The organism is Gottfriedia endophytica (assembly GCF_017814275.1).
Taxonomy (GTDB): Bacteria; Bacillota; Bacilli; order Bacillales; family Bacillaceae_G; genus Gottfriedia; species Gottfriedia endophytica.
The window spans coordinates 130,626-143,095 of the sequence record NZ_JAGIYQ010000007.1 but is presented as its reverse complement, the minus strand read 5'-3'; the positions used below and the strand labels follow the sequence as shown (position 1 = coordinate 143,095).

At 30.6% G+C, this 12,470-nt stretch carries 16 protein-coding genes; 9 read left to right on the top strand and 7 right to left on the bottom strand.

The genetic code is table 11. The features are described 5' to 3' along the window. Positions 1–58 precede the first annotated feature (58 nt). From J5Y03_RS12195 to J5Y03_RS12185, 3 genes are all read left to right on the top strand, one after another. Entirely contained in the window at positions 59–268 is a 210-nt protein-coding gene (locus J5Y03_RS12195) for a YneF family protein (RefSeq protein WP_209406003.1), read from the top strand. Positions 269–1,243: 975 nt separating this feature from the next. Next, entirely contained in the window at positions 1,244–2,995 is a 1,752-nt protein-coding gene (locus J5Y03_RS12190) for an ABC transporter transmembrane domain-containing protein (RefSeq protein ID WP_209406001.1), read from the top strand. Beyond that, a complete protein-coding gene (locus J5Y03_RS12185) occupies positions 2,996–4,777 on the top strand; it encodes an ABC transporter ATP-binding protein (RefSeq protein WP_209405999.1) in 1,782 nt (593 codons plus the stop codon). Between the two features lie 62 nt (positions 4,778–4,839). Here the strand turns inward: J5Y03_RS12185 and J5Y03_RS12180 are convergent, their stop codons facing one another. Further along, complete coding sequence (locus J5Y03_RS12180; protein WP_209405997.1) at positions 4,840–5,145, bottom strand: AzlD domain-containing protein; 306 nt, start codon at positions 5,143–5,145, stop codon at positions 4,840–4,842. Further along, positions 5,142–5,888, bottom strand: a complete 747-nt coding sequence (locus tag J5Y03_RS12175) for an AzlC family ABC transporter permease (RefSeq protein WP_209405995.1) — start codon at positions 5,886–5,888, stop codon at positions 5,142–5,144. The genes J5Y03_RS12180 and J5Y03_RS12175 overlap by 4 nt, the downstream gene beginning before the upstream one ends. A 148-nt stretch (positions 5,889–6,036) precedes the next feature. Between J5Y03_RS12175 and J5Y03_RS12170 the strand changes: the two genes are divergently transcribed. From J5Y03_RS12170 to J5Y03_RS12160, 3 genes are all read left to right on the top strand, one after another. Beyond that, positions 6,037–6,744 carry a cytochrome c biogenesis CcdA family protein gene (locus J5Y03_RS12170; protein WP_209405992.1) on the top strand — a complete coding sequence of 236 codons (708 nt, stop codon included), beginning with the start codon at positions 6,037–6,039 and terminating at the stop codon, positions 6,742–6,744. 82 nt (positions 6,745–6,826) lie between these two features. After that, on the top strand, positions 6,827–7,201 hold the full coding sequence (locus J5Y03_RS12165) for a response regulator (RefSeq protein WP_209405990.1): 375 nt from the start codon (positions 6,827–6,829) through the stop codon (positions 7,199–7,201). Positions 7,202–7,218: 17 nt separating this feature from the next. Continuing rightward, entirely contained in the window at positions 7,219–7,683 is a 465-nt protein-coding gene (locus J5Y03_RS12160; protein WP_209405988.1) for a CcdC family protein, read from the top strand. Between the two features lie 68 nt (positions 7,684–7,751). On the opposite strand, the gene J5Y03_RS12155 is transcribed toward J5Y03_RS12160, so the two are convergent. After that, positions 7,752–8,183: a DUF2621 family protein gene (locus J5Y03_RS12155; RefSeq protein ID WP_209405986.1), complete on the bottom strand. Its 432-nt coding sequence runs from the start codon at positions 8,181–8,183 to the stop codon at positions 7,752–7,754. A gap of 251 nt (positions 8,184–8,434) precedes the next feature. Here J5Y03_RS12155 and J5Y03_RS12150 point away from each other — a divergent pair, with 251 nt between their 5' ends. Next, the gene (locus tag J5Y03_RS12150) at positions 8,435–8,896 is read left to right on the top strand and encodes a hypothetical protein (RefSeq protein WP_209405984.1); all 462 of its coding nucleotides are present in this window, start codon (positions 8,435–8,437) and stop codon (positions 8,894–8,896) included. Positions 8,897–9,001: 105 nt separating this feature from the next. Here J5Y03_RS12150 and J5Y03_RS12145 read toward each other — a convergent pair whose 3' ends face one another. Beyond that, positions 9,002–9,901 carry a CobW family GTP-binding protein gene (locus J5Y03_RS12145; protein WP_209405982.1) on the bottom strand — a complete coding sequence of 300 codons (900 nt, stop codon included), beginning with the start codon at positions 9,899–9,901 and terminating at the stop codon, positions 9,002–9,004. Between the two features lie 500 nt (positions 9,902–10,401). Here J5Y03_RS12145 and J5Y03_RS12140 point away from each other — a divergent pair, with 500 nt between their 5' ends. Then, complete coding sequence (locus tag J5Y03_RS12140) at positions 10,402–11,106, top strand: DsbA family protein (RefSeq protein WP_209405980.1); 705 nt, start codon at positions 10,402–10,404, stop codon at positions 11,104–11,106. 92 nt (positions 11,107–11,198) lie between these two features. On the opposite strand, the gene J5Y03_RS12135 is transcribed toward J5Y03_RS12140, so the two are convergent. Continuing rightward, entirely contained in the window at positions 11,199–11,348 is a 150-nt protein-coding gene (locus J5Y03_RS12135; RefSeq protein ID WP_407648423.1) for a YfhD family protein, read from the bottom strand. Positions 11,349–11,365: 17 nt separating this feature from the next. Next, positions 11,366–11,506, bottom strand: a complete 141-nt coding sequence (locus tag J5Y03_RS12130; RefSeq protein ID WP_209405978.1) for a small acid-soluble spore protein P — start codon at positions 11,504–11,506, stop codon at positions 11,366–11,368. A 150-nt stretch (positions 11,507–11,656) separates the two neighbouring features. Here J5Y03_RS12130 and J5Y03_RS12125 point away from each other — a divergent pair, with 150 nt between their 5' ends. Beyond that, positions 11,657–11,836 carry a hypothetical protein gene (locus J5Y03_RS12125; protein WP_209405976.1) on the top strand — a complete coding sequence of 60 codons (180 nt, stop codon included), beginning with the start codon at positions 11,657–11,659 and terminating at the stop codon, positions 11,834–11,836. A 457-nt stretch (positions 11,837–12,293) separates the two neighbouring features. On the opposite strand, the gene sspO is transcribed toward J5Y03_RS12125, so the two are convergent. Next, positions 12,294–12,443: a small acid-soluble spore protein O gene (sspO, locus tag J5Y03_RS12120; RefSeq protein WP_209405973.1), complete on the bottom strand. Its 150-nt coding sequence runs from the start codon at positions 12,441–12,443 to the stop codon at positions 12,294–12,296. Between the last annotated feature and the right edge of the window lie 27 nt (positions 12,444–12,470).

Genomic DNA, 12,470 nt, shown 5'->3' with positions numbered 1-12,470 from the left:
TTTCGTCGACTTGTTCTAGTAATATTGTTATAGATAAGTTTTAAGGAGGAAACAATAGATGTATTATGTTCTAGTCGGAGTTCTAGCACTTGTTGCTGGCGTAGCGATTGGATTCTTTGTAGCTCGTCAATACACGATGAATTACTTAAAGAAAAATCCACCAATCAACGAGCAAATGTTAAAAGTAATGATGGCTCAAATGGGTCAAAAACCTTCACAAAAGAAAATTAACCAAATGATGAAGGCTATGAATAACCAAATGAAATAATAAACCCTTTATATATAAGGCTTTATTGCTTGTTTTGGGATAAACGGAAGACGCTTTCTTTTTGGATAACTCTCTTGAGTGAATCCTTTATCAAGCATGTGTAATTATTTATTTCATACAATACTAAACAAATCCGAAACCACTTTTCTATTGGAAACTTAACCAAAGGAGAGTGGTTTTTTTGTTGTTTGAATATTTGTTAGAAGAATATTTTTAATATCGCCAATCCAGTACAGGTTCTAATGGATTTGTCTTTATTAAAATTACTTCTGAATTATATTGGCATACTATATCAATGACCTCAAAGTTCATAAAAATTCTCCATGTATATATTAGTTTAAAATTCTAGATTTTAAAATTTTATTCAACAACAAACTTAGAATTCCTTTGAATGAGGTAATTGAACTATTAACTATTCAGTTTGCGATGGTTATAGAGATATAGAAGTATTCTTTAAAAGATTGTTGATTTTAATATTTGTAATTTAAAGACAGAAGTTGATTGGAACGGAAGGGTGCTCGACTCCTGTGGGAGATGCGGGAAGGCTGAGACCCCGCAGGAGCGATAGCGACGAGGAGGCTCAGCTCACGCCCCAAGGAAAGCGAGCATCCTGGAGTGGAAATCAACTTACACATACTGAAAATAAGTGGGGTACGAAATTGTTTAATCTTTTTGGAATGTTTACTAAGAAAAATAAGGAACAAGATGTTAAAGAAAAGAAGCAACCAAATCGAGGTAAACCTAAAGTAAGTAAAATACTATTGTTTAACAAATAAAGATAAATTTCAGGGTAATGTATATTGTTACGAGCATCAAAATTCTATATCACGAGATAAATAAAAGAATCTTTTTTCCATATACCATGCACAAGCTACACAAGGCTTGTGCATTTTAAATTTAAGTAAACATTTCTGTTTTAAATATTCTGAAGTTTTGATAAAATCAGAATATGTTTCTAAACGGGAGAGTGGTTAGGTGTCAATTTTTAAAGATTTACTTTGGTTTTTTAAGCAAGAAAAGAGAAGTTATGGTATTGGGATATTTTTATTAGTTTTAGTTGCACTTTTAGAATTAATTCCACCGAAAGTGATCGGTATGATCATTGATCAAATTGCTAAAAAAGGTATGGATACTAATAAGTTAGTTATATTTGTAGGAATTATTTTTATCAACGGATTATTACTTTATTATTTCCGATTTAAATGGAGAACGTTAATTTTTGGTTCTTCCCTAAAATTAGCAAGACAGTTAAGAAACAATTTATATTCACATTTTAGTACGATGTCGCCTTCGTTTTATCAAAAGAATCGAATCGGAGACTTAATGGCCCATGCAACTAATGATGTTCAATCAGTTCGTGAAACTGCTGGGGCTGGAATCTTAACATTTGTTGATTCCATTATTTTAGGTGGTTCAGTACTTGTCATGATGGCAGTATCAATTAGTTGGAAATTGACATTAGTCAGTCTAATACCTTTACCAATCATGGCAATCACGACACAGTATTATGGAAAATTACTTCATCAACGCTTCCATTTAGCACAAGAATCATTTTCAGAGTTAAATAATAAAGTGCAAGAAAGTATGAGTGGTTTAAAAGTTATTCGTAGTTTTGGTCAGGAAAAAGAGGATATTCAAGCATTCAGGGCACAATCAGATATTGTAGTAGAAAATAATATGAAAGTAGCTCGAGTTGATGCTTTATTTGATCCAACTATTATGTTAGTCGTTTCAATTTCTTATTTAATTGCAATTGTATACGGTTCAAAGTTAGTTGTTTCTGATGAAATTTCAATTGGAGGTCTAATTTCATTTGTTACCTATTTAGGTATATTAATTTGGCCAATGCTTGCAATCGGGTGGTTATTTAATATCGTTCAAAGAGGTAGAGCTTCTTATGACCGTATCCGTACTTTACTAGCGGTTGAACCAGAAATTAAGAATGCAAAAGGTGCATTAGAGCACTTAGAGATGGGCGATATTCATTACGCTATTTCAAGTTTTAAATATAATGAAGAATCGAATTTTGAGTTGAAGAATATCAACTTTACTGTTAAAGAAGGGCAAACAATTGGAATCGTTGGTAAGACTGGTCAAGGAAAGACGACAATATTAAAACTACTATTAAGGGAATATGATACTCAAAATGGCGGAGTAACGATTGGTTATAGCAATATTAAAGATGTAACGCTAAATGCATTACGTAATCATATTGGTTATGTGCCTCAAGAACATTTTTTATTTTCAACATCAGTAAGTGAGAATATTGGATTTGGAAAAGAGGACGCAACATCTGAAGAAATTGAGCGAGCTGCTGAAATTGCAAGTATTCATGATGACATTCTAGGGTTTTTAGATGGATATGAAACAGTTGTTGGTGAGCGAGGGGTATCTTTATCTGGAGGACAAAAGCAAAGAATTTCAATTGCGAGATCATTATTAGTCAATCCAAATATTTTAATTTTAGATGATTGCTTATCTGCTGTTGATGCAAAAACAGAAGAAAAAATACTACGTTCTTTAAAGGAAGATCGAGTAGGGAAAACAACTTTTATTACATCCCATCGAATGAGTGCTGTTATGCATAGTGATTTAATTATCGTATTAGATGAAGGAGACATTATTCAAAAAGGAACTCATGAAAATTTAGTAAATGTTGAAGGTTGGTATAAAGAAATGTTCGAGAGACAGCAGCTTGAAGAGCTTGTTGAGCAAGGGGGGATGTAAATGGAAGAGACACAGAATTTATCCAGGCAAAAAAAGGATTTACTAAGGCTTCTTTCATTTTTAAAGAAATATAAGGGTCTCTTAATTACTGCGTTTGTTTTTTTATTTTTAGCGACTGGCTGCGAGATGTATGGGCCAATTATTGTGAAAAAATTCTTAGATAATTACTTAATGAAAAGATACTTTCCTAAAAATGAAATCGTATTTCTTTTCACAATTTATGCGAGTCTTTTACTCGGAAAAGTATTATTTTCATATTTTCAGTTATTAATCTTCCAAAAAATTGCTTTTAAAGTAGTTCAAGATATTCGGATGAAGGTATATGAACATGTCCATTCATTAGCATTTTCTTTTTTTGACAAAACACCGATAGGGACAATTGTTTCAAGAATTACAAATGATACGGAAGCAATTAAAGATTTTTATGTAAGTGTACTTTCAACATTTGTACAACAAATTGTTTTTCTAGTTGGAATCGTGATTGCAATGTATTCATTAGATACAAAGCTTGCAACAATGTGTTTAGGACTTATCTTTATCATTTATTTTGTTATATTAACTTATCGGAAAAAGAGTTTTCCTTTCTTTATGGAAATGAGGAAGCAACTTAGTAACGTAAACGCAAAATTAAATGAACATCTTCAAGGAATGGCCATCATTCAAGCATTTAACCAGCAAAAAAGGCTTCAAAAAGAATTTGAATCAGTCAATAGTGCACATTATAATGCTGGTGTAAAAACGATTCGGCTTGATTCTTTATTTTTACGACCTGCTACTGATTTAATTTACACAATTGGTATTATGCTCGTATTAAGCTTTTTTGGAATTAATTCATTTAAAAATCCCGTTGAAGTTGGAACCATTTATGCATTTATTAGTTATATGGAGCGTTTCTTTGAACCAATTACTCAAATGATGATGAAGTTATCATTGTTGCAGCAAGCTGTTGTTTCATCTGCTCGTGTATTTGATTTAATGGATGAAGATCAACTAGCACCAGTAAAGGCTGGGAATGAGAAACCTGCTATTACAACAGGGAAAATTGAATTTAAAAACGTTTCATTTGCTTATGAAAATGACCATAAAGTCATACATGATCTTTCTTTTACTGTAAAGCCTGGTCAATCCGTTGCTTTTGTTGGCCATACAGGGAGCGGGAAATCTACAATAATGAATTTGTTATTACGTTTTTATCAAATTAAAGAAGGTACTGTCTATTTAGATGGGCAAGACCTATCTTCTTTTGAAGAAGAGGAATTAAGAAAAAATATTGGCCTTGTACTACAAGATCCGTATTTATTTGTAGGAGATATTAAAGGGAATATTGCGATGTATAATGAAAATCTCACAATTGATGAGATAAAAGATGCTGCTTCACTTGTACACGCAAATGAATTTATCGAAAAGTTACCTAATGGATATGATGAAGAAGTTGTTGAAAGGGGAGCCACATTATCAAGTGGGCAAAGACAACTAATCACATTCGCAAGAACAATCGCAGCAAAACCTACAATACTGATTTTAGATGAAGCAACGGCAAATATTGATAGTGAAACGGAAGATTACATCCAATCTGCACTAACTGAAATGAGAAAAGGTAGAACAACGGTAATAATTGCACATAGACTTTCAACTATTCAAGATGTGGATTGTATCTATGTTCTTCATAAAGGTAAAATTGTTGAACAAGGCAATCATCAAGAATTACTTGCTAAGCAAGGTTTGTATTATAATATGTATCTTCTTCAAAATAAGGGGTCACTGCAATTAAGTGAAAGCTAATAAAAAGGCTATTAAGTAATCTATTCCTTACTTAATAGCCTTTTAGCGATCTAATTATTTGATTAAATAAAAAATAGTTTCATAATATAAACAGCTCCAATTGCCCCAAACACTACAAATAAAATATGTAAACGGAAAATTGATAAGATTAGTGCAACCAATCCCCCAATTATGCCCACGCTTATATTACTTTTTTCAATCGATAAAATACCTGGGAAGATTAACGCACCTAAAGCAGCAAAAGGAATTCCTTTGAGCCAAAATTGTAACCAAGATGGAAATGAAACGCGATCTACAATATAAACAGGTATGATTCTTGGAATCATTGTGACAAGAGACATTCCTACTATTAAAATAATTAAACTCATTTTTGGTCTTCTCCCTTTAATAAAATGATTGAAAAAGAGCTTGCAAGTAAAGTTGAGATAATTAAGGACCACCCTTTTGATATGTAAAGTGAAAATATGCTATTTAAAAACATGCTAATCAATACAATCACACACGATTTCCAATTTGATCGGATGGCTGGGGTTAATAACCCAATAAATAAAGCGTATATAGAAATCCCCATACTATCTCTCAGAGTAGCAGGAATAAAGTTAGAAAATAATACTCCTAATAATGTACCAATAAGCCAACTTAAATAGGCAACGGAATGGAGAGCAATGAAATAATTACTATCCTTTAATTTTTGATTTGATGATTGGTTATTTAATGAAGTAATTGCATAATTCTCATCCGTCAATGTTAGTGATAAATAGATTCGTTTTCCTTTGGGTATATGCCGTTGTTGATGATTGAAAGATAAACTCATAACGAAATTTCTAAAATTTAATATAAATGTAGCTAATAAAATTTGAAAGGTACTGATCCCTTTTAGGAACATTGATAACCCCATGAATTGACTTGCACCTGCATATACTAATCCACTCATTGACATCGTATTAAACATGTTGATTTCAGATTGTTTAGCCAACAATCCAAAAGTAAATGCTACAGGAAGGTAACCAATTACTAGTGGAACGGATGCAATTAAGCCTTCTCTATAAAATTGATTTGAAGCGATAGATTGTTCTGTTTTATACACTGTCTCATTTTGACTGTTTGACATAAGTTTGCTCCCTTCCTTATTTTGTTAGTATTTATATTTATTCGACAAGGAGAGTTTTCTTCCTATATTAAAAAAAATTTATTCTTTTTATAATATTTAATATAGTATAATTAATAGTCGTAAATAGAGTTTGAAAGGAAGTTTTTACGTGGGGGATTTAAATATTGGTATTGCAGTGGGGGCTGGCTTCTTATCTTTTATTTCACCATGTTGTTTGCCAATCTATCCGGCATTTTTATCTTACATTACTGGGGTATCATTAAATGAATTACAAGAAGAAAAAGGTATGTTTAATGCAAAAAGTATGTTGCATACGCTTTTCTTTTTAATTGGATTTTCGATGATTTTTATAGCAATTGGATTTAGCACTTCATATGTTGGGTATTTTTTTAAGGAGTACAAAGACTTAATTAGACAAATTGGTGCAATATTAATTGTCTTATTAGGTGTTATTGTAACAGGAATTTATCAGCCTAAATTTCTTATGAGTGATAAACGAATCCAGTTCCAATCAAAGCCAACAGGATTTTTAGGGTCAATTTTAATTGGGATGGCTTTTGCTGCTGGTTGGACACCATGTAGTGGACCAATATTAGCATCTGTTTTTGCTTTAGCTGTTTCAAATCCACATTCTGCTGTGATTTATATGATTGCATATACAGTAGGATTTGCAATTCCATTTTTTATCATGTCCTTCTTTTTAAGTTCATTAAAATGGGTAAAAAAATATTCACATAAAATTGTAAAATTTGGTGGGTATTTAATGATTGTGATGGGGATTGTACTTTACTTTGATTGGTTAACAAAAATAACCATTTACTTTACGCAGGTTTTTGGCGGATTTACTGGTTTTTAAAGTAAGGTTTTTGGTTGTCTAATTATATTGATTAGTTTATAGTAATATATACAATATTGTTAGTTAGCTAGGAGGCTCTTGTTTGGGTACTATTCTAATAGTAGACGATTCACTATTCATTCGTATGAAAATTGCAGAAATTGTACAAAGAGCTGGTTATGAAGTAGTTGGTTTTGGTGCAAATGGTCAAGAAGCCATAGATCTTTTCAATCAGCTTAAACCAGACTTAACTCTATTAGACATCACGATGCCGATAAAAGATGGCTTAACAGCATTGAAGGAAATAAAACAAAAAGATGTAAACGCAAAAGTAATAATGATTTCGGCCATGGCACAAGACATGGTAATTAGTCAATCAATTGAAAATGGAGCGATTGATTTTATCGAAAAGCCGATACGCGATTTGAAGATATTAAAAGTTTTAGGAAGAGTTTTTTCAACTAACATTAGTAATTAGCAGAAGGTTGTGAGAGTTTGAAATTTTTATTGAGTACCTTATTAGCAGCAGGTATGGCATCAATGCTTATTTTTGTTCGTATAAAGGCAACAAAAAAACCAACTAGTTTAAAAAAGATTATTTTGCCTCCAATTTTTATGAGTACAGGAATGTGTATGTATTTCGCACCACAGTTTCGATTAACTCCTGTTGAAATACTTGAAGCAATTTGTTTAGGGATGTTTTTCTCGATCTTTTTAGTTAAAACATCTAAATTTGAAGTTGTAGATAAAGATATTTATTTAAAGAGATCAAAAGCATTCGTATTTATTTTGATTGGACTATTAATTGTAAGAATAATATTGAAAGTATATTTAAGTGTAAGTATTAATGTGTCACAATTAAGTGGAATGTTTTTCTTGCTTGCATTTTCAATGATAGTTCCATGGCGTTTAGCGATGTATCGATCTTATAAAAAACTAGCTAAACAAATGCAAATTTAACATATGATAGATAATACAAAAGGCTAACCAATAACAATGAATTGGTTAGCCTTTTTGCATTTTTTCTATTATTTACCGAACAAGTGATTATACTGTGTATAATCGATATTTTTTCTCTTCAATGTTTTTATTAAAAAGGAATGATCACGTTTCGGTGTGGCTTGTATGTATCCTTCGATAATTAACTCTTGTGTAATAGCATTTGCCTTCTTTTGTAATGCAATTTCACCGATTTTTCCAACAATTTTATCACGTGCTACATCTCTGAATAATGAAGGGACTGGCATGACAAGTTCCTCTAATAATTCTTTTTGATCTGATGACCATAAATCTTTTGTTTGTTTAATGTATTCTTCTTGCCAATCTAAGATCGATTTACCATCTTCTTTTGGAAGTCGCTTTAAGAATTTTCGGAACATAAAATAGCCACCGATGCTAAAAATACCTAATAAAAATACGGTCCAAACCACAATCATGATTTGAGTCCATAATGAAAACATATTAATCCCCCCTGTAGAGCTCATGAAATTCCCTATTATCTATTATAGTAAGAAAACTAGAAGTCTATCAAGTGTGACAATTTAGAAATAATAGTATATAGAATAAAATTTTAAAATGGGACTATATTTAAATACCAAAATTAAAAAGACAAGTTTCTTTATTTTTAGCGCTGCATACAATAGTGCAATCACTCTAATTACGTGTAAAGATGTTGAATTTTAAACAAGTGATTAGAAAGGGTGGGGTGGGTATGCAGAAAAAATTCCATACACATTTTAGTTTCTTAAATGTCTTGTTGTATATGGGTATAACCTCTTTTTTTCTAATAATCATTTACAAAATTATATCAATTAGTATTTTAAAAGGTAATTTAGAAAGTTATATTTTGCAAATAGTCATTGTCTTAATTGTTTTATTATTAACTGCTTTAAGATTTATTCGAAGTGATATAATCATAGATCAAAAAATGTTAGTATTAAATAAGGGTATTTATAAAGTTAAATATCCTATTGAAAAAGTTAGTGAAATTAAAACTCTTATTTCTTTAAATGGTAGAAGTTTTGAAGATTTAACATTGATTTTGTTATTTCATGAAAATAAAGGATCACTCATCCTATCTTTAGAAGATCCATTTAGTTTTTTAGAAGAAATCATAAAGATTAATCAAAACATTGAAATAGAAGAGGAATTAAAAAATCTCATAAAAAAATAGTAAATAGAAGACTGTAATCTAAATTAAGGTACTTTATTGTTGAATGATAAAAAAGTACCTTAAAATTAAATACAGTCTTTTTGTCTTGGAAAAATGCCTTTATTTTTAACTTAATTGGTCAAGCTCTGAAACAAGTTCAGTTTCATCTATATTTTCCCCGATTAATACAAGCCGCATAGGTAATTTCATCAGTTCTTTTTCGTATGTGACAAACCCATTTGCGTATTGAACATTATAAAGAGTAGGGTCTTTAGTAAATTGAATATAGCCTTTCAATCTTAATAATGAAGAAGGGGCATTTCGTAAAAAATGTTCGAATTTTTGTTTGCTAATTGGTTTCGTCATTTCATAGACAATTGTCTTAATTTTTAAAGATGATGAAGCAGAAATAGGGATGCTTGATGACTGTTTAGATTGATGTGAAATATTACTCACTAAAGCATCAATTGAATACTCAGTAATTATTTTAGGATTGATCGATTTTAGTTCTTTTAAAACAAGTTCTCCTTGAGCAGTATTTAATTGATTCAAACGATTAAGTAGAACAATATCACTATACATAACTTGTTGATGTAATAAAAGCCTATACGCGGGGCTTAAAGTATCTTTTGAGAACCATCTTGAAGCATCAAGCGTTGTAATAACCCCACTTAATAACATTTTTTCGACTGTTAAACTAGACGTACAAGCATCTATTACATCGATTGTATTAGCTACACCTGTAGTTTCAATATAAATAATATCTAATTCATTCTGTTGGATAAGAGATAATAATTGGATTTCAAGTTGATCCTTCATAGAACAACAAACACAACCATTTAATAGTTCTTTTAAACGAACATCTTCCTGTATTTCATTCGAATCAATTGAAATTTTTCCAATTTCATTCATTACTACTGCAATTTTCTTTCCCTGTTCAAGATCATTTGCAAGTAATTGCTTAAGTAAAGTAGTTTTTCCGCTTCCTAAAAAGCCAGTTAAAATAATGATGTCAGTTTTTTTCATAGATTACTCCTAGAGGTTCAAATTAAATGATAAATAGTTTTAAATGAATTTAATAACTCTCTTATAAACTATTTTGTTGTTATTCACGAGACTACACAGTGGCAGTAATTTTTTTAAAAATGTGGTTCTTTTTATTATAGATTGTTGTTATGAAAGATTTGATATAGCAATCAGTAGAAACATAAGTTGATTGGAGCGGAAGGTGCGAGACTCCTGTGGGAACAGCGGGACAGGTGAGACCCCGCAGGAGCGATAGCGACGAGGAGGCTCACCGCCCGCCCCAAGGAAAGCGAGTATCCTGGAGCGGAAATCAACTAACGCATTCTTTAATAATAACAAAGCTAAATAAAAGACATTATTAATAATCTAAATGATAGAATTCTAATTTATGATAATAAACATTGATCATAATTGTCTACAATTTGAGCAGTTTTGGAAGAATATCATTTTCATGTATGTTACAATAAATGAAAGATTCTTAGTAAGAGGAGTTTAATAATATGAAGAAAAAAAACAATAATCAATTGTTTGTTATTTCTGTCTGTGTAGGGATTATTGTGTTAATGGGAGCATTATTCTTTGTTTCTAAGCTTCAAGACAAGCAAGCTGCCCAAGAATTTCCTAAGATTACAGGGGAAAACAAAGTAAAAGTAAATGGGTTTAATATTGATGAGCAGCCTACACTAGGAAATAAAAAATCAGGTATAGAGGTTGTGGAGTTTGGAGATTATAAATGTCCGGTATGTGCACAGTGGAACGATAAAGTGTTTCCAAAAATTCAATCAGACTACATAAATACTAATCAAATATCATTTTCTTTTGTGAATTATCCTTTTATCTCAAAAGATTCTAATTTAGCAGCTCTTGCTGGAGAGGTTATTTATATTTATGATCCAAATGCTTTTTGGGCTTTTCACCATGAAATATACAGAAACCAGCCTGAAGAAACAAAAACTTGGGCTACTAAAAAATATTTAACAGATCTTGCGAAAAAGGTTATTCCAAATTTAAATGAACAGAAATTCCAAAATGATTTATATAAGAAATCAACAATGAAAAAAGTAGCAACTGATGTGGCTATTGGAGATCATTTTAATGTACAAGGTACTCCAACGATTTTTGTAAATGGTAAAATGGTAAAAGATCCAAGCTATGATTCCATTAAAGCAGCTATTGAAGAAGCAAAAGCTTCAATAGGGAAATAAACAAAGAGGCTTTTCTTAAAAAGTGTAATTTTCACTTTTTGGAGAAGCCTCTTTATTTTGTTTAATTCATTCAAAATTTAGATCTTAATATATTATTGATTCTTTGCTCTTGCGTCAGCTTCTCTTGAACGTTCTTGAGCCATTTTATCTTCTTGATCTGCTAATTCCTCTGAAAATTCGATATCACGACCATCAGGTATAACAGAATTTTTATTCGCTTGATTGTTATCCTTTTTCATCATAAATCTCCCTTCACGAATTACATATCATGACTACTATTTTTCTTCTGTCTTGTATGATTTCTGTTTTTAACCTTATGTGAACCACTTAATGGTTTTGGTTGACCACTTTCGTTTTCTTCTGAGCTATTTCTTCGAACACTCTTATTATCATGTACCATTTGACTCACCTTCCTTCATTTTTATAGTAGCTAAATTTTGAAAAAGTATACTCCGAAACATTAAATTGAAAATAGAGAATAAATTTAAAATTTTTTCTCGAATATAAAAATATAATAGTTATAAAGGTAAGTAATAAAGGGGGGTAAAAAATGATTTTCATCAGTATTTTATTATTACCTACCGTCGTATTACTACTAGTAGTTCTATTAAAGCAATTTGAGCTTAAAAAGAAGGTTAAAAAAGATTGTGGAGTTATTGAAATAAAAGATTATCTTGAACGAAAAAAGAAGGTAACAGCTATACGAAAACGGGCTACTCATAAAAAATAATAATTATATTTTAGTTTCCTCATTTTAAAAAAATTTTAGCGAATTATGAATGAAAAATGATAAATTACAAATACTTATACTAATTAGACTGAAAATGAGGAGACTTTTTAATGCAAGTTTTTTATATTTGTCTCGTTTATTTTTTCCTTTTTGTAACATATTTTGTTTGGAGAAAAATACAAGAGCAACGTAAAAAAAATAATGTAATAAATTTTTCTTCTTATTACAATAAACGTAGAAATAAATTAAGAGGTAATACGAAAAAAAATGGCGAAATTATTTATCTAATGCCACCTTCTGCTAAAAAATAATGATCATTTAATTTCTCAAATGCAACTTAAAAACAATAAAAATAAAAAACTAATCCCGATGTTAAGGTGTTTTTTAACTTCGGGATTAGTTTTTTTATCCCACTCGAGTAATAATTACAATTAGTAATCAGAGGGGATGAAGCACATTATTGATTTGTTTTACGCTTTTTATTAAATTGTTTTACTTCCTCAGTTAACTTCTCTTGAGCAATTTCTTCATTAAATCCTGCTGATTTTCCTTGTTCTTTTGATGCTGCCATACTACTTCCCACATAGTTGTTTCTTTTTTTACTCATACATAGGCCTCCTTTACGGTGATAACA